The organism is Fischerella muscicola PCC 7414, assembly GCF_000317205.1.
In the GTDB taxonomy this organism is placed as follows: Bacteria; Cyanobacteriota; Cyanobacteriia; order Cyanobacteriales; family Nostocaceae; genus Fischerella; species Fischerella muscicola.
Window position 1 is genome coordinate 47,766 of record NZ_AJLK01000085.1, and the last position, 21,334, is coordinate 69,099.

General features: G+C 40.9%; 18 protein-coding genes. 9 read left to right on the forward strand and 9 right to left on the reverse strand.

Features of this window, described 5'->3' with window-relative positions; all coding sequences use genetic code 11:
• Window positions 1-16: 16 nt before the first annotated feature.
• Window positions 17-2,575: a GAF domain-containing protein gene (locus UYI_RS0112430; RefSeq protein WP_016866991.1), complete on the forward strand. Its 2,559-nt coding sequence runs from the start codon at window positions 17-19 to the stop codon at window positions 2,573-2,575.
• A gap of 59 nt (window positions 2,576-2,634) precedes the next feature.
• On the opposite strand, the gene UYI_RS0112435 is transcribed toward UYI_RS0112430, so the two are convergent.
• Window positions 2,635-2,901, reverse strand: a complete 267-nt coding sequence (locus UYI_RS0112435) for a DUF7219 family protein (RefSeq protein ID WP_016866992.1) — start codon at window positions 2,899-2,901, stop codon at window positions 2,635-2,637.
• Window positions 2,902-3,406: 505 nt separating this feature from the next.
• Between UYI_RS0112435 and purC the strand changes: the two genes are divergently transcribed.
• The 6 genes from purC to lpxB all read left to right on the forward strand — a co-directional run bounded on the left by purC (window position 3,407) and on the right by lpxB (window position 10,945).
• Window positions 3,407-4,144, forward strand: a complete 738-nt coding sequence (gene purC, locus UYI_RS0112440) for a phosphoribosylaminoimidazolesuccinocarboxamide synthase (protein WP_016866993.1) — start codon at window positions 3,407-3,409, stop codon at window positions 4,142-4,144.
• A gap of 195 nt (window positions 4,145-4,339) precedes the next feature.
• Window positions 4,340-6,943, forward strand: a complete 2,604-nt coding sequence (locus UYI_RS0112445; protein ID WP_026085916.1) for a BamA/TamA family outer membrane protein — start codon at window positions 4,340-4,342, stop codon at window positions 6,941-6,943.
• Window positions 6,944-7,055: 112 nt separating this feature from the next.
• Complete coding sequence (gene lpxC / locus UYI_RS0112450) at window positions 7,056-7,901, forward strand: UDP-3-O-acyl-N-acetylglucosamine deacetylase (protein ID WP_016866995.1); 846 nt, start codon at window positions 7,056-7,058, stop codon at window positions 7,899-7,901.
• 115 nt (window positions 7,902-8,016) lie between these two features.
• A complete protein-coding gene (gene fabZ, locus UYI_RS0112455; protein WP_016866996.1) occupies window positions 8,017-8,547 on the forward strand; it encodes a 3-hydroxyacyl-ACP dehydratase FabZ in 531 nt (176 codons plus the stop codon).
• 219 nt (window positions 8,548-8,766) lie between these two features.
• Window positions 8,767-9,588, forward strand: coding sequence for an acyl-ACP--UDP-N-acetylglucosamine O-acyltransferase (gene lpxA / locus UYI_RS0112460; RefSeq protein WP_016866997.1), 822 nt, complete (start codon window positions 8,767-8,769; stop codon window positions 9,586-9,588).
• Between the two features lie 196 nt (window positions 9,589-9,784).
• On the forward strand, window positions 9,785-10,945 hold the full coding sequence (gene lpxB / locus UYI_RS0112465; RefSeq protein WP_016866998.1) for a lipid-A-disaccharide synthase: 1,161 nt from the start codon (window positions 9,785-9,787) through the stop codon (window positions 10,943-10,945).
• On the opposite strand, the gene UYI_RS0112470 is transcribed toward lpxB, so the two are convergent.
• From UYI_RS0112470 to UYI_RS0112480, 3 genes are all read right to left on the reverse strand, one after another.
• The gene (locus tag UYI_RS0112470; RefSeq protein WP_016866999.1) at window positions 10,934-11,194 is read right to left on the reverse strand and encodes a hypothetical protein; all 261 of its coding nucleotides are present in this window, start codon (window positions 11,192-11,194) and stop codon (window positions 10,934-10,936) included. The genes lpxB and UYI_RS0112470 overlap by 12 nt on opposite strands.
• Window positions 11,195-11,740: 546 nt before the next feature.
• Window positions 11,741-12,301 (reverse strand): hypothetical protein, encoded by a 561-nt coding sequence (locus tag UYI_RS0112475; protein WP_016867000.1) that lies wholly within the window; start codon window positions 12,299-12,301, stop codon window positions 11,741-11,743.
• A 188-nt stretch (window positions 12,302-12,489) separates the two neighbouring features.
• Window positions 12,490-13,557: a hypothetical protein gene (locus UYI_RS0112480; RefSeq protein ID WP_026085917.1), complete on the reverse strand. Its 1,068-nt coding sequence runs from the start codon at window positions 13,555-13,557 to the stop codon at window positions 12,490-12,492.
• A gap of 198 nt (window positions 13,558-13,755) precedes the next feature.
• Between UYI_RS0112480 and UYI_RS0112485 the strand changes: the two genes are divergently transcribed.
• The gene (locus tag UYI_RS0112485) at window positions 13,756-15,318 is read left to right on the forward strand and encodes a Na+/H+ antiporter (RefSeq protein WP_016867002.1); all 1,563 of its coding nucleotides are present in this window, start codon (window positions 13,756-13,758) and stop codon (window positions 15,316-15,318) included.
• A gap of 320 nt (window positions 15,319-15,638) precedes the next feature.
• Window positions 15,639-17,996 (forward strand): glycoside hydrolase family 31 protein, encoded by a 2,358-nt coding sequence (locus UYI_RS0112490; protein WP_016867003.1) that lies wholly within the window; start codon window positions 15,639-15,641, stop codon window positions 17,994-17,996.
• A gap of 38 nt (window positions 17,997-18,034) precedes the next feature.
• Here UYI_RS0112490 and UYI_RS38930 read toward each other — a convergent pair whose 3' ends face one another.
• From UYI_RS38930 to UYI_RS0112510, 5 genes are all read right to left on the reverse strand, one after another.
• Window positions 18,035-18,292, reverse strand: coding sequence for a hypothetical protein (locus tag UYI_RS38930; RefSeq protein WP_235147943.1), 258 nt, complete (start codon window positions 18,290-18,292; stop codon window positions 18,035-18,037).
• Window positions 18,293-18,330: 38 nt separating this feature from the next.
• Window positions 18,331-18,468, reverse strand: coding sequence for a hypothetical protein (locus UYI_RS38935; protein WP_235147944.1), 138 nt, complete (start codon window positions 18,466-18,468; stop codon window positions 18,331-18,333).
• Between the two features lie 98 nt (window positions 18,469-18,566).
• Window positions 18,567-19,172 (reverse strand): hypothetical protein, encoded by a 606-nt coding sequence (locus UYI_RS38940; RefSeq protein ID WP_235147945.1) that lies wholly within the window; start codon window positions 19,170-19,172, stop codon window positions 18,567-18,569.
• A 32-nt stretch (window positions 19,173-19,204) separates the two neighbouring features.
• Window positions 19,205-19,807, reverse strand: a complete 603-nt coding sequence (locus UYI_RS0112500) for a hypothetical protein (RefSeq protein ID WP_016867004.1) — start codon at window positions 19,805-19,807, stop codon at window positions 19,205-19,207.
• A 511-nt stretch (window positions 19,808-20,318) separates the two neighbouring features.
• Window positions 20,319-21,083: an SDR family NAD(P)-dependent oxidoreductase gene (locus tag UYI_RS0112510; protein ID WP_016867006.1), complete on the reverse strand. Its 765-nt coding sequence runs from the start codon at window positions 21,081-21,083 to the stop codon at window positions 20,319-20,321.
• Between the last annotated feature and the right edge of the window lie 251 nt (window positions 21,084-21,334).

Below are 21,334 nucleotides of genomic sequence, written 5' to 3' on the forward strand. Positions count from 1 at the left end.
TAAAATCTAAAATTTTATGTCACTTTTAAATACTGGTAGTGTCCTAGCTACATTAACCGAACTGACTCAAGTTAATCGCACTCACGCTTTATTACGTCGGGTTAAAGACCTTTCTGTTAATGAATTTGTTTGCTTACTAGATTTTATTACTGCGGAATTTCAGCAATTTCTGCGGGCAATTGAACTGATAAATAACGAAGCCTTAGAAACAATGTTGGAGAAAGTTTTAGAGGCCATTACATTAAAAATAGGTCAAATTCTCCAAGCTGAACATACTACTATTTTTTTAGTAGACAAGGATAAAGGTCAACTTTGGACAAAAATTATTCAAGATAGTATTCATAAGCCTTTAGAAATTCGTATTCCGATTACTGTTGGTATTCCTGGTTATGTTGCTAGTACAGGTGAATGTTTAAATATATCTGATACTGCTACTCATTCTCTCTTTAGCTCAGATTTAGAAAAACAAATGGGCTATAAGATTGACAACCTTTTATGTATGCCAGTTTTAAGTAGTAAAAATCAAGTTGTCGCTGTAGTACAACTGGCAAATAAAGCTGGAAATATCCCTTTTGACAGTGAAGATGAAGAACGGTTTCGGGATTTTGCTTCTGCTATTGGTATTATCTTAGAAAGTTGTCAATCTTTCTATGTCGCAGCGCGCAATCAAAGGGGTGCAACAGCACTTTTACGGGCAACTCAAACACTAGGACAAAGTCTAGACTTAGAAGCGACTTTGCAAATAGTGATGGAACAAGCAAGAATTTTAATGCAAGCAGACCGCAGCACGCTATTTTTATATCGTAAGGAAATGGGAGAACTTTGGACAAAAATAGCAGCGGCTGATGGCAAAAAAATGATGGAAATTCGCATTCCCGCTAACCGTGGGATTGTTGGCTATGTAGCTTCTACTGGGGAAGCGCTGAATATTCCTGATGCTTATAAAGACCCCCGTTTTGACCCTAGTACAGATAAAAAAACTGGGTATGTAACTCGCAATATTTTATGTTTACCAGTATTTAATTCTGCTAATGAATTAATTGGTGTGACACAATTAATTAATAAACAGCAAGGCAGTTTTAGTGCTTCGGATGAAGAATTTATGCGGGCTTTTAATATTCAAGCCGGAATTGCTTTAGAAAATGCCCGTTTATTTGAAAATGTACTATTAGAAAAACAATATCAGAAAGATATTCTCCAAAGTCTTTCTGATGCAGTAATTTCTACAGATATGGAAGGTTGCATCGTGACTATTAATGATGCAGCTTTAGAATTGCTGGGTTGTCCATTAATAGATGGAAATGCTAAACATAATAAACTTGCCTGGGAACAAAATTTAATTGGTCGCTTTGTGTGGGAAATTGTACCAATTGATAATTTGCAAATGCGGCTGGAAGATAGTTTAAAAACAGGTGCAAGACATTATGTGCCGGAGCAAAGTTTGACGGTGGGATTATATTTAGATTCTACAGATCAAGATACAAAGACTTACATTTTAGCAATTCGCGATCGCACTCAAACTGATCTTTTTATCCCCTGGAACCAACCTTTAACTCCCCAATCGAAGTTAGTTACTGTTGATAGTGTCAATCAAATTGAACGTAGCATCAATTTAACTGTTAACCCTCTGACAAACCCAGAAGGAGGGGTGCGCGGTGGTTTGGTAGTTTTAGAAGATATCAGCCGGGAAAAGCGGATGAAAAATACTATGTACCGCTACCTAACTCCTCGTGTCGCTGAACAAGTTATGGCATTAGGAGAAGATGCTTTAATGGTGGGTGAACGCAAAGAAGTCACCATTTTGTTTTCTGATATCAGAGGTTACACCACTCTGACAGAAAATCTCGGTGCGGCTGAGGTGGTATCGCTGCTAAACCAGTATTTTGAAACGATGGTAGAAGCGGTATTTAACCACGAAGGTACTCTCGATAAGTTTATTGGCGATGCTTTAATGGCGGTGTTTGGTGCGCCACTCCCGCTTACGGAAAATCATGCTTGGAAAGCTGTGCAAGCTGCTTTGGAAATGCGACAGCGATTAGAAGAATTTAACCAACGACGTGTGATTCAAGAACAGCCAAAAATTCATATTGGTATTGGGATTAGTTCCGGGGAAGTAGTTTCAGGTAATATTGGTTCTCACAAACGCATGGATTATACAGTCATCGGCGATGGCGTCAATTTAAGCTCGCGTTTAGAAGCGATCACAAAAGAATATAGTTGTGATATTATTATCAGTGAAGTTACTTACCAATTATGCCGCGATCGCATTTGGGTGCGCGAGTTAGATAAAATTCGCGTTAAAGGTAAACATCAAGCTGTAAATATTTATGAATTAATAGGCGATCGCACTACCCCTTTAGACGCCACAACCCACGAATTTCTCTCTTTCTACCATGCTGGACGGGATGCCTATCTCAACCGTAATTTTGAGAGTGCGATCGTTTACTTTGAAGCAGCAAAAAGAATCCGACCAATAGATCAGGTCGTTGATATTCATTTAGAACGCGCTCGTAATTACCTCAAGCAAAGTCTACCAAACTCTTGGGATGGAGTTTGGACGATGATTAATAAATAAGAAGAATGAGAGACAGGGACGTAAAGAATAACTAATGAATATTGACTAATGACTAATGACTATTCTGGTTGATTACCATCATCATCCATTCGGAAAGGGTTTTCACCAATTCTTAGCTGTTTTTTCGCTTGTTTCAAACTTTTCCAAAGATCCTTGATATTCTCATAGGCTTCTTCAGGAGATATCTTACCGGCTGTCTCTAGATTGCAGATATAGCTGACTTTTTGGGCAAATTCTTGTAGATTAGCATTAAATACCAAATTTTCTGGCTTTACCTGACCGTAGTAGCGACCCCGAGGATAAAGAAAATCATCTTTGTTAGGCATTTTTTTATCCAATTTTTACCTTCTTCGTTGTTTTGAATCACAAACTAACAATTTACAATCCTTGTATAGATCTCAAAATCTGGGAACGGATAAAGGAGAAAGGTTAATGAGGATTCTTTTGTTCTTTACTTTTTAACCTTTATCTAAATACTTGCCAATGTCAATTTTGGCAAAGATTCATTATTTAGTTTTGAGTAAGTTTGCCGAACTTTCATAATTTCTGCAAAATAACAATCGTATTGAACTTTGAATTAATAATCTAGATTCCTGTATTAATTTATACATTTAATTTATTTATTTTTTATTGTGACAAATAGCTACGACTTCTGGGAATATAAACAATACATAATTTATGTTAAATTCCCACCCTTAATTTATGCATCTATCTTTCGTCAACAGTTTTACTTAGGTATTTCACTGATGACTAATGGCTAAAAACAAAAGATAAAATGGTTAAGCTTAAACGCATACAAGCCAGCCATTGAACCTAAATTTACTACCTGCCATGACTGCCCAAAACAAGCTCTACGAAGGTAAAGCCAAAATTATTTATCCTACGGATAACCCGGAAATTTTACTGGCTGTTTTTAAAGATGATGCGACAGCATTTAACGCTCAAAAACGCGGCAGTATTCAAAATAAAGGGAATATAAATAATATCATCTCTAGTAAAATATTTCAACAGCTAGAAGCCCGGGGTGTCAAGACTCACTTTATTGAAAGTCCTGCTCCCAACCAAATGCGGATCAAGGCAGTAAAAATATTGCCATTGGAAGTGGTTGTCAGGAACATTGCTGCGGGTAGCCTTTGTCAACAAACAGGATTACCACTGGGAACTGTACTCAAGATGCCATTGGTGGAATTTTATTATAAAAATGACCAATTGGGAGATCCTTTGTTGACTCGCGATCGCATACTGCTGATGGAATTAGCAACTCCGGAACAAGTTGACAGTATAATCCATCTTGCATTGCAAATTAACGAATTTCTCAAAGAGTTTTTCCAGGGGTGTGGCATTACCTTAGTGGACTTCAAACTAGAATTTGGTTTGGACTCACAACAGCAGTTGCTATTAGCAGATGAGATTAGTCCCGATACTTGTCGTTTATGGGACATATCCACAGGAGATGACCCCAACCGTCGTGTACTAGATAAAGACCGCTTTCGTCGGGACTTAGGCAATGTTGAGGATGCTTACCAGGAGGTTTTAAGAAGAGTGCTAGAAGCAGTGGAAAAAGGGTAATGGGTATTGGGGAGGTGGGAGATGGGGGGAGTGTGAGGAGTGTGAGGAGTAAACCACTAACTACTAATGCACAGAGGCGATGTTCCTCGCGTCTCTACTAACTACTAACTACTAACCAACAACCAACAACTAACTTTGACATAAAGCAAAATCTTTCTTTGATGGTGCGTGGAAGTGAAGAAAAATCAAAATAAAATGCGTTTATCTCCAGTTTTAATGACAATGGTGGCGATCGCCACACCTCTAAGCGGTTCGCTTCATGCTAACGCGCAAATTGCAAATAATTCAAAAAAAACAGCAGATGTTGTTGTACCGACAACGAATCAAGACCAAGAAGTTGTCGCGGGATTGCCAACTACTGATACAACACAAGAGGTAACAATCCCAACTTCTACTATTCCAAATACTACACAAACTTTTCAAGATACAACATCAACAGCAAGTCCAGAACAAGAAGTTTTTGAAGTATTTTCAGCAAAAGAGACGACACTAGAGTTAACAAGATTAACTAATAATAAGTCAGAAAATATACAATTATCTCCAAAAACAAAGCCAACAACACTTAGAACACAGACAACCAATCAACAAGTATCTGTTAGCACTCCCGGGGCGTCAGCACTAAAAACAACACCCCAGACCATAACATCAACAACCCCAAAAACTACACAGAATTCTCCCACGATTATTCCTCAAAACACTCAACCGCCAAACAATCAACCACCAACAACAAACCAACAACCAACCAACAATCAACCACCAACCATCAACCAACCACCAACCAACAACCAACAACCAACCAACCAACCACCAACCACCAACCAACCACCAACCAACAACCAACAACCAACCAACCAACAACCAACCATCAACCAACAACCAACCAACAACCAACAACCAACCAACAACCAACCACCAACCAACAACCAACAACCAACAACAAACCAACAACCAACAACAGAAGCAGAACCTCGGGTATTAGTATCAGAGGTTGTGATTAGGACGGAGACTGGACAACCACTACCAGCAGAACAAGAAAACCAAGTTTACGGGGTAATTCGGACTCAACCAGGGCGGACGACAACGCGATCGCAACTGCAAGAAGATATTAATTCCGTCTTTGCTACTGGCTTTTTCTCAAATGTGCAAGCAGTGCCAGAAGATACACCATTAGGGGTACGAGTCACATTTTTAGTTCAGTTAAACCCCACCCTCAGTCAAGTCAGAATTGATGCTAATCCTGGTACAAATGTACCTTCTGTACTGCCTCCAAATACTGTTAATCAAATCTTTAGCAACCAGTATGGAAGAATCTTGAACTTACGTGAATTACAAGAAGGCATTAAACAGTTACTTAAGGTATATCAAGACCAAGGCTACGTATTAGCACAAGTAGTTGGATCACCACAGGTATCACCTGATGGAGTTGTCACCCTCACTGTGGCAGAAGGGGTTGTAGAAGATATTAGTGTCCAATATCGCAATAAAGAAGGTCAGGAAACAGACAAAGACGGAAAACCGATTAGGGGACGGACGCAGCCGTATATTGTTACACGGGAAATCCAATTAAAGCCCGGACAAGTATTCAACCGCAACATCATACAAAGAGATTTACAACGGGTCTACGGTCTAGGACTTTTTGAAGATGTGAATGTTTCCCTCAACCCTGGTACTAACCCCAGTCAAGTGGATGTCCAAGTCAATGTAGTTGAACGCAACAGCGGTTCCATCGCCGCCGGTGCAGGTATTAGTTCTGCTAGTGGATTGTTTGGTACTATCAGCTACCAAGAGCAAAACCTGAATGGCAGAAACCAAAAACTGGGGGCCGAGTTAGAAGTTGGTCAACGGGAATTGTTGTTTGATGTCCGCTTTACAGATCCTTGGATCGCTGGAGATCCATACCGAACTTCTTATACAGCAAACCTTTTCCGTAGTCGCTCAATTTCATTGATTTTTGAAGGAGAAGACGATAACATCGAAACCTTTGAACCAGGTGAGGATGATGGTGATACCCCTCGGATTTTACGTTTAGGTGGCGGTATCAACTTTAGCCGTCCTTTGTCTAAAAATCCCTATGAGCGTGCAGAATGGACAGCTTCAGCTGGTATAAGATATCAACGAGTTTCCACTCGTGATTCTGACGGTGATATCAGAGAGGAAGGAACAATCTATGAAAATGACCAGCCTACAGAAATCATTGAACTGACCGAATCTGGAACTGGTCAAGATGACTTGCTGACATTGCAATTAGCAGCAGTGCGTGATAAACGTGACAATGCTTTGCAACCAACTAGAGGTTCCTTCTTCCGCTTAGGCTTGGAACAGTCCGTACCAGTAGGGCTAGGTAATATCTTCATGAGTAAGGTACGGGGTAGCTATAGCTACTATCTTCCCGTAAGATTCACTAACTTTACCAAAGGCGCACAAACTATTGCTTTCAACGTACAAGGAGGAACCATACTTGGTGATGTACCTCCCTACGAAGCTTTTACTTTGGGTGGAAGTAACTCCGTTCGGGGCTATGAAGAGGGTGCATTAGCTAGTAGTAGTAGTTTCTTGCAAGCCACAGTTGAGTATCGCTTCCCTGTTTTCTCCGTAGTTAGCGGCGCTCTATTTTTTGATGCTGCTACTGACTTGGGAACGGAAACAGAGGCTGGAGATTTACTCGATAAAAGCGGTAGTGGCTACGGCTATGGTCTTGGTGTGCGTGTGCAGTCCCCACTTGGCCCCATCCGCATAGACTACGGCTTCAACGATCAAGGAGATAGCCGCATCAATTTTGGTATTGGGGAAAGATTCTAAGTAGTCAAGAGTCAATAGTCCATAGTCCAGAGTCAATAGTCAATAGTCCAGACTTCTTAGACAATTGACCATTGACCCTTGACAATTGACCATTGACCCTTAACTTAATTTTATGCAACAAACCCTCGCATCTGAAATTACTCTCACCGGAGTGGGACTGCATAGTGGTGTAACTACCCAAGTACGGATACTACCAGCCGGGGTAGACACTGGACGTTACTTTGTACGGGTAGATTTGCCCAACAATCCAATTATTCCAGCCCAAGTGCCTGCGGTTAGTCAAACTGTTCTGTCAACTCAGTTAGGTAAAGATGAGGAAAGTGTTCGGACTGTGGAGCATTTATTGGCTGCATTGGCGGGTATGGGTGTAGATAACGCCCGTATTGAAATTGACGGCCCAGAAGTACCACTGTTGGATGGTTCGGCAAAGATATGGGCAGAAAGTATTACTCAAGTGGGGTTAGTATCGCAAACCTCAACTAAAAATTCTCAGGCTTTGTTCATTAATGAGCCGATATGGGTACGTCAGGATGATGCTTTCGTTTGCGCTTTCCCTGCACCAAGTACTCGCTTTACCTACGGCATTGATTTTGAACTACCTGCTATTGGTAATCAATGGCACAGTTGGTCTCCAAGTTTTGAACCAGGAAAGTCTGATGCTAGCTTCATCACAGAAATTGCCCTTGCCCGTACCTTCGGTTTACTACATCAAATTGAATACCTGCAAAAATCCGGGTTAATTAAGGGTGGAAGCTTAGAAAATGCTCTTGTATGTGGGCCTGATGGTTGGCTAAATCCACCATTAAGATTTGCAAATGAGCCAGTACGTCATAAAATTTTGGATCTAGTAGGAGATTTGAGTTTAATAGGGCCTTTCCCCCATGCTCATTTTTTGGCATACAAAGCCAGCCACAATTTACACGTGCAACTGGCACAGAAAATTTGGGAATTGCGTTAATTTTGTTCTTTGTTGAAAGTTGGTGGTTGTTTGGACAACCAACAACTAACAACTAACAACTAAATTAAATTCAATCACCTACAAGACCACAACTAAAAATCAACCCCACCCATCAATGGCAACCGTTACTGAAGTAAATTCTATCGATAACCCCACGTCAGCACCTATTCTGGAGCAGCCCGATTCTTCCACTACAAGTAACTCTGAAACAAAAGTTACATTTACAGCGGAAGAAATTCAGAAACTTCTACCGCATCGCTATCCCTTTGCACTTGTAGACAAAATTATCGACTACACACCTGGGAAACGAGCTGTTGGCATTAAAAACGTCACAATTAACGAACCCCATTTTCAAGGGCATTTTCCAGGACGTCCAATTATGCCAGGTGTGCTGATCGTAGAAGCAATGGCCCAGGTTGGTGGTGTCGTAATGACACAAGTGCCACAATTGGAAGGCGGACTCTTTCTATTCGCTGGTATAGATAAAGTCCGCTTCCGTCGCCAAGTTGTTCCCGGTGATCAACTGCTTATGACTGTGGAACTGTTATGGATAAAACAACGTCGTTTCGGTAAGATGCAAGCTCGCGCCGAGGTTGACGGTCAGTTAGTTGCTGAAGGCGAATTAATGTTTTCCCTCGTAAGCTAAAAATTTATTCTCGTGGTAGAGGCATTACCGTGAAGCGCCTCTACAAAATTTTGTATTAGGGATATCAGCAACAATAAACAACAACTGTTACAGTCTGATTTCCATATATTCACTGCCCTCACACCTGTACCAATTTGATGCTTTCGGCTACTGAACTCAGACGCTCCGTGGCGCGTCTGGCAAAAAACTTAGCACGCTTACTGTTCTGGAGATGCACCCTTGAAAACGCTTATTCATCCAACTGCTGTAATTCATCCTAACGCGGAGCTGCACCCGACAGTGGAAGTCGGTGCCTATGCTGTGATTGGTGGGCATGTGAAAGTAGGCCCTGACACTACAATTGGCGCTCATGTAGTGCTGGATGGGCCTGTGGAAATCGGAGCGCGAAATCAAATTTTTCCGGGGGCTGCCATTGGTATGGAACCCCAAGACCGAAAATACGCTGGTGAAACTAGCTGGGTCAAAATTGGTAACGACAATCGCATTCGCGAATACGTGACAATTAACCGTGCTACTGGTTTAGGTGAAGCCACGATGATTGGTAACGGCAATCTGCTAATGGCTTACGTCCATGTGGCACATAACTGTGTAATAGAAGACTCTGTGACTATTTCCAATGCGGTAGCGATCGCAGGTCATGTTCATATTGAGTCACGAGCAACAATCAGTGGAGTTCTAGGTATCCATCAATTTGTGCATATTGGTAAGCACGCGATGGTAGGAGGAATGAGCCGTATTGACCGGGATGTTCCACCATATATGTTGGTGGAGGGAAATCCTACACGAGTGCGATCGCTCAACCTCGTAGGACTCAAACGCGCTGGTTTGTCTGCTACTGACTTACAAATATTGAAAAAAGCCTTCCGTATTCTCTACCGTTCAGATTTACTCTTTAAAGATGCTTTAGAAGAACTAGAACTTTTGGGAGATACAGAACATTTACAGCACTTGCGTCGTTTTCTCCTACTTTCGCAAATGCCAGGAAGACGCGGTTTAATTCCTGGAAAAGTAAAAGCAAACAGTAGAGATGATGAGTCTTGAAAATAAGGGATCGGGGACTGGGGAGAGGGGACAAGGGAGACACGGAAGACAAGGGAGACAAGGGAGAATTATTTCACAAGTTTCTTTCCCATGCTCATTACCCGTTCCCCTTTCCCCGTTGCCCCTAATCCCCACTCCTTACAGTCGTGGGGGCCCCAAGTTCCTCAATTCCCAATCCCCGATACCCAATTTCAAAATGCGAATATTTATTAGTACTGGTGAAGTGTCTGGCGATTTGCAGGGGTCGCTATTGGTGGCTGCACTACGAAAGCAAGCGATTGCTGCTGGGTTGGAATTAGAAATTGTGGCGCTTGGTGGTGACAAAATGGCGGCAGCAGGAGCAATTTTGCTGGGTAATACCAGCGAAATTGGTTCTTTTGGTCTGTTGGAATCTCTACCTTTTGTACTGCCAACTCTGCAAGTCCAGCGCCGGGCGATCGCCTATCTCAAGCAAAACCCGCCTGATTTGGTAGTGTTGATTGACTACATGGGGCCAAATCTCGGTATCGGCAATTATCTTCGCCGCCAAATGCCGCAAGTCCCGATTGTATATTATATTGCTCCCCAAGTTTGGGTTTCTTCAATTACTCTTGGTAATACAGAGCGGATTATTCATGTTAGTGATAAATTATTAGCTATTTTCCCTGAAGAAGCACGTTACTTTCAAGACAAGGGTGCAAAAGTTACTTGGGTCGGTCATCCACTTGTAGACAGAATAGAACAATTTCCCAGCCGAGAAGCAGCACGCAGGCAGTTGGGAATTGCCGATGATGCGACTGCTGTGGCACTTTTACCTGCCTCCCGTCATCAAGAACTCAAGTATCTTTTACCTGTAATGTTCCAAGCGGCACAAATAATGCAAGCTAAACTGCCGCAAGTACATTTCTGGATTCCCTTATCTCTAGAAATATACCGGAAAAGAATAGAAAAAGAAATACAACGGTATGGTTTACAAGCCACTGTAGTTTCTGGTCAACAACAACAAGTACTCGCTGCTGCTGATTTAGCAATTACTAAATGCGGGACTGTAAATTTAGAACTTGCCTTGTTAAAAGTGCCACAGGTGGTTGTTTATCGCCTCAGCCCGTTTACTTATTGGGTTGCTCGTAATATCCTCAAAATAACTTTTCCCTTTGCCTCGCCAGTTAACTTGATGGTAATGAACGGAATAGTGCCAGAATTTATCCAAGAACAAGCGTCGCCAGAGAATATTATTCAAGCAGCAATGGAATTTTTGCTCAACCAGGAACGTAAACAGCAAATCCAAGCAGATTATCAACAAATGCAACGGTCTGTGGGAGAATTGGGGGTGTGCGATCGCGCCGCTAGAGAAATTTTGCAAATGCTATATCACTAAAAATAAAGCAATGAGAATAAGGCTGAGGAAAATAGCGAACAAAATAGCATATTCGACTCGGCGACTGATTATTCCGACAGCTGCAATAATAGCGATCGCAAGGCTGAAAATACCAATATACTGTTCTTTTTGTAAACCTTTAGCAATCAGTGGATCTTGCTGCTGATTATTTGGTAGCGGGGTTTCTAAAATTTGTGGTGCTAAATAATTTGAGTGATGATTAAGCAATTTTTGATTGTAAATATTCATAATTATTTTTTACGATTAATACACATGTAGTGGCGCCTCAGCCTTAAAACGTTGGGTGCAAAAAACCTATAAAATCTAAAAGTAAACTATTCTGTGATGACTCAAGTCAATAAATTAAGCTTGCCGCGCTAGTAGTGGTTCATCGCATTAATTTTGCTGGGCTACAAGATCCCCGACTTCTTGAAGAAGTCGGGGATCTGACCCCTCACAACTTCTCATAACTTTTGCGATAGACCAGTAGTAGTTTGTTCCATTAATTTTGATGGGTAGACTAAATTTTACAATTAACCTTCTTTTCCTCTAAATAATTGGTATAATTACAAACTAAACTTTAATATATTAAATTCATCTACCTATAGAAATATTGTGTTATTGGAGTAAAAGAGAATACATAAGATTAAAAATTAAAAAAGCCCTTGTTTTGGGCTTTTGTCTTCATTTGGTATGATTCCTGTATTTCTGTCATTCTCAAAATATAAATGTGTCCAAAAAATATGGTAAGAAGCTGATTTTGAAGATATAACAAGCGTAACTCAATCAATCTTCTTATTTACAATGATTTGTATTTTTACCTTGCAAATTACTTTGGACAATACATCCTTGTTTTTTAAATAGATAGTTTTCTCCAATCAGATAAATACTGACAAAGACTAAAGGTATAACTATAAATTTTGGGCTAAGTGCTTTTTGAGAAAAAGATAAAGTTTTTTTAAAAATAGATTTATTAACGTTTATGTTATTAAGTTGTTTTGCTTTTACTAAAACATTACTTGTCGGTTGCTTTCCCGAAGATAGGGAAGTATATTTTGGTTGCAATTCTAAATTTAATACTTGACTCCAACAAGGAAAACTTTTTCCTTGTTGAAATCCGTCAACTTTAACTTTTTTAATAGATTCAGACCTTAAGCCAATTATTTCTTGACGTACGTATTTCACCAAATTTTGTTTATCTGGTATTTGGTTAGATTCTAATCTCACCCGTAAATAACCATTTTTAATACTAACTTTCACTATGACATTTTTTAGCTGTAATTGGCTGTTCATCAAAGATGTTATAGCTTGAACATCGCCTTGTCTTGCAAGTTCAAAAATTTTTACTTGTGTCATAAATGATTGCAGTGAAGAGCTAAAAACATACCTGCTGCATAAAATATAACCTTATATCTAAAATTATTTCTTCAGTGTTTTTACTAAAATTTTAGATACAAAGATGTTATGAGCAGCATCGTTGACTTTACTTTTTAGCCACCCCTAAATCTAAATTTAATATAGTTTCTACAAACTTTATAAATGCTTTAATTACTACCCGTAGCATATTGCTGAGCAAAGTCCCGATGAATTTGGTATTGTATAATTTTTTGCTGAGCCATGCCATAATTAGAGCTAGTGTATGGTACAGTTTTTAAAAGAGCGATCGCTTCGTCCCAATTTTCGACAACTATCTTCCACTCATCTTCAGATTGTGCTAGCTTTGCCAGTTTTGCTGTACGTCTAGCTTGATTAATTGCCTGGAGATAATTATCCTTTGGTTTGACTTCATTAGCAGTGAGTGTTGATGAATTTTGAGCAGGGACATTTGCTGAGATACTTTGCCTAACTTCTGGCAATTTAGCAAATGAATATAGCCATAGAGCGACCAAGGGAATAAAAACAAATGTAAATATTTGCCTGGATGTTTTGCGAGATTTATTAAAGCTAAAGAACCCTGATTTCTTTTTAGTTACTTCTTCCGTTTTTGGTATTTCAGTGACATCAACCTCCGGTTGTGGGTTATTAGTTGGAAGTGTATCTGCTACCGAGACATTTGGACTTTCAGCTTGAAAATTAACATTATTACCAAAAACCAAACGACACTTAAATAAATACTCAATTTGGTAAAAAGCAGCAGCACTAATCAGCCAGATCACAGCAAACATAGCTTTGAGCTTACTGTAATGTTGGCCAGATTCAGCTATCACCTGACTATAGTTCAGCTGGAATAAAGGTAAAAGAGGGGTACAAATTAAAATCGCTGTCAGTGTAGATAAAACAAGTACCAACCAGCCATATAAACTTTCTCTCCAACTGATCAATCCCGGGAAAAACCCTTGAATTACATTAATTTTTTCTCCTGGAATAGCAGGAATAAAGCGACTGAAAAAAAAGTGATGCAGAAAAGCGATCGCTGGTATGGGTAATATAAGTACAAATATTGCCAAGAGTGTAGCTGACTCAGGTTTGTCTGACCATTTTGCTAAGTTTAGCCACAAGTCATTATCGCGCCGGATCATGGTTACAAACCCAGTCATTACCACAGATAGAATTAGGGCATTCAGCCATGCATTAGGGTGGGGCAACCATTTCCATAATCTAAACTTGTTCATATAAAACAGATATCTTTAGACGAGATAGACGTTTATAGGCTGTAACTTTAACATCTTTATTGCCAAAATATTCACCTATGTGGTAAGAAAGCAAAATTTTTTCAGTGCATGAGATGATACAACAATCCTTTTACCCTCTGCCCTCTGCCTTTCTTCGGTAAAGTAAGGAAAAATCTTAACCTAAATAGAAATACTGACATGGCACTGGAATCTGCTGTCGGCGAAGTCGCAATCGAACAAAATTTAAAGCAATTTCTCCTGGTACTCTCGGTTTCCCTAAGTGTGGCGACTTTACCGCAAGTTTTTAGCTGGTTTCGCCATATTCCCTACACATTACTTTTAGTGATAGCTGGGTTGGGGTTAGCTTTAGTAGATGTACGATTAGTCAATCTTTCTCCAGAATTAATTTTGGCGATTTTTCTGCCACCTTTATTATTTGAAGCCGCCTGGAATTTAAAGTGGTCTAACTTAAAGCAAGATTTTATTCCTATCTGTCTGTATGCAGTGGTAGGAGTATTGATTTCCATTGCAGGTGTGGCGTTGGGTTTGAATCTTGTGGCAGGAATACCCCTAACAACAGCACTGTTAGTGGGAGCAAGTTTATCGGCTACTGATCCTGTTTCCGTTACAGCTTTGTTTAGAGAACTCGGGGTAGATAAACGCCTGACAACATTGATGGAGGGTGAGAGTTTATTTAATGATGGTATGGCAGTTGTTGCCTTCAGTTTTTTAGTTGCATTGCCTTTGGGAAAAGCACAACTGGGAATTCAGCCTGTGGTAGTGCAACTATTTACGGTTGTTGGCATTGGTTTAGCTGTAGGTGGTTTGATAGGGTTTGGTATTTCCTATCTCACTCAAAGATTTGATTTACCATTGGTGGAACAATCTTTGACTCTTGTTTCTGCTTACGGAACTTATATCATTGCCGAAGAATTGGGTGGATCGGGTGTAATAGCAGTTGTGACTGTTGGCTTGATTTTGGGTAATTTTGGTTCTCGAATTGGCATGAACCCACGAACACGGGTAATAGTCAGTGAATTTTGGGAATTTTTAGCTTTTTTTGTAAATTCAATAGTGTTTCTGTTGATTGGTGATCAAGTTAGATTCGTTGACTTGGCAGAAAATCTGACAATCATAGCTGTGACTATTGCGGGAATGGTTTTAGCACGAGCGATCGCAGTCTACGGTTTAGGGTTTCTCAGTAATCGCCTTGCTAATTCCGATATTTCCTTACCAGAACAAACTATACTCTGGTGGGGAGGTCTACGAGGATCTGTTTCTATTGCCCTGGCGTTGAGTGTACCGAGTATCCTGAGTGAACGAGAAGACCTAATCAACACCGTATTCGGAGTTGTTTTATTTACTTTGTTAGTACAGGGATTAACTACCAAGCCTTTGTTAGAAAAACTCCAACTTCTGGGTGATCAGCCATTGCGACAGCAATATTTAGAATTTATTGCTCGTCAAACTGCGCTCAAACGTGTATTAGAATACTTGGGACAAGTAGAAGAACGTCCAGGACTCGAACCGGAATTTTACCGCTATCAAGAGACTTTAATTAAAGGCGAACTTCAGCGTTTAGAAGAACAAATTGATAAATTACATAATGAATATCCTAATCTGCGGGACTTCACAGCCGAACAGTTGCGAACGGAATTACTTTCGGTAGAAGCAGACACCTACGCTGAATTTGTGCGATCGGGTCGGTTAAATCAAGAACTTGCGCCTTTGCTTGAGGATGTTCTAGAAGATGGGGATTAGGAAGAAATAGGTAAGGGATAAGGGAAGTTTTTTTATACTTCCCGTGGTTGATGCAAAATTTACCTACTTTTATTTAAGGTAATTAAATTGTGGCTAACGCCAATAATTAGAGGTCATTTATAAAGTAAAAATAAAATTCTTGTAGGGTGTGTTAGGCGCAGACTTTGGCTATAGATTCTCATGAAAAATATGATAAAAGCGCCTAACGCACCATCTTATCTAGCGGTGCGTTAGGCTGAAGCCATAACGCACCCTACTTAAGATTTACTTTATAAATAGTCTCTTACACTTGCCTGCATCTAGAGCCAAATTGATTAAATATGCCAGAATTTGCCGGAGAATTACCCATCCGTGAACCAGTGTGGAATGCGATCGCATCTGTTGAGCAGATCCAATGCCAAGATCGGGGTATAGATTTTCACTGTGGTGTCGCTCGTCTGTCTCTCTACATCGTTGCTCCCAATCTTGTACGAGTACGCTTTTCACCTACAGGAGAATTTAGACCCAGACGTTCATGGGCTGTAACACCGAAAAATGAGGAGTGGTCTGTTGTAGCTTTTGATATCCAAGAAACAGCAACCGAGGTAATAATAGAAACCGAAAAAATTCGGGTATGCGTTCAGCGTCATCCTTGTCGAGTCCAGTTTTTTGACAAAGCAGGTCGTCCTTTTGCCCAAGATACAGGTTTGGGGATAGGTTGGCGACAACTGGGAACAGATAAATCTCAAGTTGCTTGCTGGAAGCAAATCGAGACAGAAGAAAATTATTATGGCTTTGGGGAACGGGCAGGCTTACTGAATCAAAAAGGTAAGCGTTTTACTAATTGGACAACGGATAGCTTAGATTACACTATGCTGACGGACGCAATGTATCAAGCCATTCCGTTTTTTATGGCGCTGCGTCAGGGGGTAGGCTATGGTTTGTTTTTTAACACTACCTTTTGGAGCCGCTTTGATGTTGGGGTTGACCAGCCAGATATTTTGCGATTAGAAACCCTTGGTGGAGAACTGGACTACTACATTATTTACAGTCCCGAACCCGCAGAGATAGTTCAGACTTACACCCAATTAACAGGGCGAATGTCACTACCGCCACAGTGGGCTTTGGGTTATCATCAATGCCGTTGGAGTTACGACTCAGAATCAGAAGTCCGGCAATTAGTACAGCAATTGCGTCAGCGCCGTATTCCCTGCGATGTCATTCATTTAGATATTGATTATATGTTTGGCTACCGGGTGTTTACGTGGAATCCCCAGCGATTTCCAGATCCCCAAAAATTGCTCAGTGACTTAGCAGAGGATGGTATCAAAGTAGTTACTATCGTCGATCCGGGAGTAAAATTTGAACCCCAAGCAGATTACGCCGTCTACGATCAAGGTTTAGAAAAAGATTACTTTATCCGCAGGGCAGACGGTAAGGTTTTTCATGGCTATGTTTGGCCTGGTCGGGCTGTTTTCCCGGACTTTCTGCGCCCGGAGGTGCGTCAGTGGTGGGGAGACTTGCACCGTAATCTGACTGATGTTGGTGTGGCTGGGATTTGGAATGATATGAATGAGCCAGCCATGAACGATCGCCCCTTTGGAGATGAGGGCGGACAAAAAATATTTTTCCCGATGGATGCACCCAGTGGCCCTGAGGATGAGCCTACAACCTACGCCGAAACTCATAACCTCTACGGCTTCATGATGGCTCGTGCTTGTCGCCAAGCAGTGGAAAAATTGCGAGAGCGATCGCGTACTTTTATCTTGACCCGTTCTGGTTACGCAGGTGTGCAGAAATGGTCGGCGGTATGGACAGGAGATAATCACTCTCTCTGGGAATACCTAGAAATGTCCCTGCCAATGCTCTGTAATTTAGGTTTATCTGGTGTAGCATTTGTCGGGGCAGATATTGGGGGATTTGCGGGTGATGCCACGCCAGAATTATTTGCCCGTTGGATGCAGGCAGGAATGTTGTATCCCTTTATGCGCGCCCACTCGATGATTAACACTAAGCGTCATGAACCTTGGGAATTTGGGCCGCAAGTAGAAGCAATCTGCCGTCAATACATCGAACTGCGCTACCGATTACTACCTTATATATACACTCTGTTCTGGGAAGCAGCTACCACAGGCGCACCAGTTTTGCGACCTCTGGTTTATCATTATCCAGACGATCCCAAAACCTACGAATTATACGACCAAGTACTTTTAGGTTCATTCCTCATGGCAGCACCCGTCTACCGACCGGGGGTAGAAAAACGCATGGTTTACCTACCAGCAGGAACTTGGTACGACTGGTGGACAGGAGAATCTTACCAAGGTGCAACCTATATTCTTGCCGATGCACCGATAGAAAAGATGCCCATGTACATCCGTGCTGGATCAATAATTCCCCTTGGCCCAGTCATGCAGTATGTAGGCGAGTCACCCCTCAATCAACTGCGGTTGCGAGTTACTCCAGGTAGAGGCGAGTGGACACTGTATGAAGATGACGGGCATTCCTTTGCCTACCGTGATGGCGCTTGCTCAACTACAACCTATCGAGTGTATTTAGAAGATACACAGGTAGTGGTAGAAATTCAAGCTAGGCAAGGACAGTGGACTCCCCACCCACGCAACGTTATTGTTGAGGTTGTAGGTAAAGGAGAACAAGAATTTGTAGATGACGGTTCTGTACGTCGCCTAATTTTTTCTTGATTGACTACCACAGATGCACACCGATATCTCATCTGTGTTTATCTGTGTGCATCTGTGTTCGCTTTATTTCCATAAAGAGAAATAGCGTTTTCCCGCAAAACAGCATTAGCAATCTCATCCACTTCACTAACGCTAAGATCGCCATCTCGAATTGCTGCTTCTAGCACTTCTGCCAGAATTTGACGCCCCCACTTTGCCCCCAAATAATACAATTCCGGAATTAAATGATCATCGGAGGAATACATCAGTTTAGTAGTAGGAGTCAACTCCAATAATTGCTTCACCACTTTACGCATTCCCGCTACACTCAAAAAAGGTACTACCAAACCAAAATCTAAATAGACTTGAGATAGACAGAAGCCAAATATCCAGCTTCCTGCATGTATGGATAAGAAGCATGAAGCAGGACAATAGGAACATGACGATACTGAGGTGACTCCAATAGCTCACGTAGGTAAAGAGGATTTGCCAATCGCAAATCCAAATCAGGATCGCCATAGCCAGTATGAAATTGTACTGGTAACTGATATTTGTCGGCAATTAAAAGTGCTTGATGCAGTAGAAAATCAATTAGATGTTTGTCCGCAAGACGTAGAGGTTGATTTCAAATTGTTGTTTAATATCGTAAAAACTGCAAGCTGCTGCTGCTAAAGCCACTGGTTTGATATCTAAACCTGTGCGATAACAAGCAATACTCTTAAACGCAACAACACCAGCAGGTGGTGGATCGATTTCCCGAATAAAGTTTTCTAAAAATGCCTCAAAATCGTCTGTTTTCGGTATTAGTTGTTCTGCCAAAAGTTCTAGTCGTAAAATCCTTTTAACAGTAATAAATTTTTCATGCCATGCAATCGGTAATATGGCATCTGGTTGCAATCCATCGTCTAAGAAAATTGCTTCTAAATTGGCAGTCCTAAAACAGAGTTTTGTTAACTCTTCTAATCCCAACTCTTGCCGACGTGCCAATATTGCTTCTTCCTGTGCCTCACAATCTAGAAAATTAGCTATGTCTCGTAAACTGCGTCGGTAAAATAAAGTATGTCGAGCATGATAGTTGACTATTTCTGGAGCATAGCCTTCGGTAAACGCAGCAGCATAAGGATAACGGGTAGCTACTTCTGGTCGTAGCAGGTTATGGGCATGTTGATCTATTACAGGAATGTCCAAGAGATTCATCTCAAATCCTCGCTGAAGCTTCCCGCTATTTGCTACTTCTGTGTAGCTGTGCTAGCCTCTTGTATGCTAACTGGCTGTAATTGTTCTACATTTTGACCTGGCGATCGCCCTGGTGCGAGGTAATGACTCAGCCACAGTAAACTACCAAAAAATACAGTAAGTAATCCAATCAAAGCACGAGTCAACAATTTGACCTGAGAACGCAAAAATTTTACTTCTCTGGTTTGCTCATCCAGTTCTGAAATATAAGCGGCTGGAGGGAGTTTTTGTTCAATAATTACTTGTGTGTTTTGTACAGTTTGATTTCTAAAAGTAACCTGTTGGTGTAACCAATTAGTAATCAATTGCGGGCAGTTTTTTCTCACCCAATGCCAAGCAAAAATTCTAAATGCTGGCTTGGACATTCTAGCTATAAATTTTAATACCCTCTTAACAGGTCGAGAGCGAAACCTTTTGTTAATTAGATGAACTGAACCTACATCGTAAAGACGATCAAAGATGAGCTTGACAGTAGCTTCTTCTTTATTGGTCAGATATTCAATAATCAGAAAAACTTCTTGCATCAATTCTTCTTCTTTATTGTTTTCTGCCAAAACTTTTGCTAAATCATTTGATGTTTTTACTGGATTATTCATAAATTTTGCTCTGGCAGCGCATCTTTAATCTTTAAGTAAGACAATATTTTAATTATTCAAAAAAGCCAATATGTCAACAAGCTTGTTTAGAAAAAATTTAATATTCACAGCACAAAGTGCCACATAAACTATGAAGCACTTTATGTACTGGAATGAAGAGGCTATACGTAATCCATAGAGGTAAAAACTTTACACCTCAAAATAAAAGTAAACAAGCTGTTTTTTTGCTGGATTGTAAATCTAAAATTATCTTAAAGGTTATCGTTGCCAAAAAAAATTACCTCTAGAGAGATTTATTGAATTGGTTGGTTGTTGGTGGTTGATTGTTGGTGGTTAGTGGTTAGTAGTTAGTGGTTAGTAGTTACTGGTTATTCTTTTACTCCCCACACCCCCCACACTCCCCATCTCCCCACTGCCCCTTCGCCCCTAATCCCCACTCCCTTGGGGGAGTGGGGGCCCCGAGTTCCCCAGAGGGGACCCCCGCCTTCCCCACCTCCCCACCTCTTCACATCTACCAAGGTAAACGACTACCATCCCACGAAAAGAACTGGCCGCTATCCTCTATCTGTAGCTGGTCGATAACAGCAAGCAATTGGTTGACGGTAAGTTCTACTGAGAAGAGTTTTTCTGTAGGTACATTCTTTTGAAAAGGTTTAGAAAGACGAGTATCAGTTGTACCAGGATGCAATGTTACAACTATGGTTTTGGGACTGGTTCTACCGTACTCTATTGCTACGTTTCGCATCAACATATTTAGGGCAGCTTTAGAAGCGCGATACCCATACCATCCACCAAGCTGGTTATCACCTATACTTCCGATTTTGGCAGAAATACTCGCAAAAACACTGCGATCGCTATGACGAAATAACGGTAACAGATGTTTAGCAAGCAACACTGCACCAATACTATTAACCTGAAAATAGCGCATTAAATTCTCAGAGTTAACCTGTTTGAGGCTTTTTTCTGGTTGCAGCGTCCCTTCATGGAGAACCCCAACACAGTTAACAACCAAATGTAGTTTATCTATCTCCGCCCGCAGAAGTTGTACACCTTGAGAAATTTGTGCCTCATCTGTAATATCTACCCTCAGACAAGTTAGTTTCTCAGGATATTGATCTGACAACGCTATTAACTCAACAGCTGATTCTGGTTGACGATAGGTAGCATAAACTCTATTAATACCCTGCAATTGTAGTAATTTTTTTACAAATCCTAAACCGATACCTTGACTAGCACCCACAATCAAGGCATTACATGAGTCGGTATGAGTAAACATGTTTTATGTGATGGTTGTTGGTGGTTGGTTGTTGATTGTTGTTTGTTTCAACTAATATCTTGCATCAATTCCAACCACAGCCAAAGATTAAAATCCTTGGCTGATAGCGCAAGTCCTCTTCAGAGGACTAAATTGCGACTGAGCAAATTTTCCTCAGTCCATTTAAATGGACTTCAGCTGTAAGCCTGGAACTTTAGTTCTGGGCGATGGAGTGGGCTGCAATATATCAGTTCCAACCAACAAACAACCAA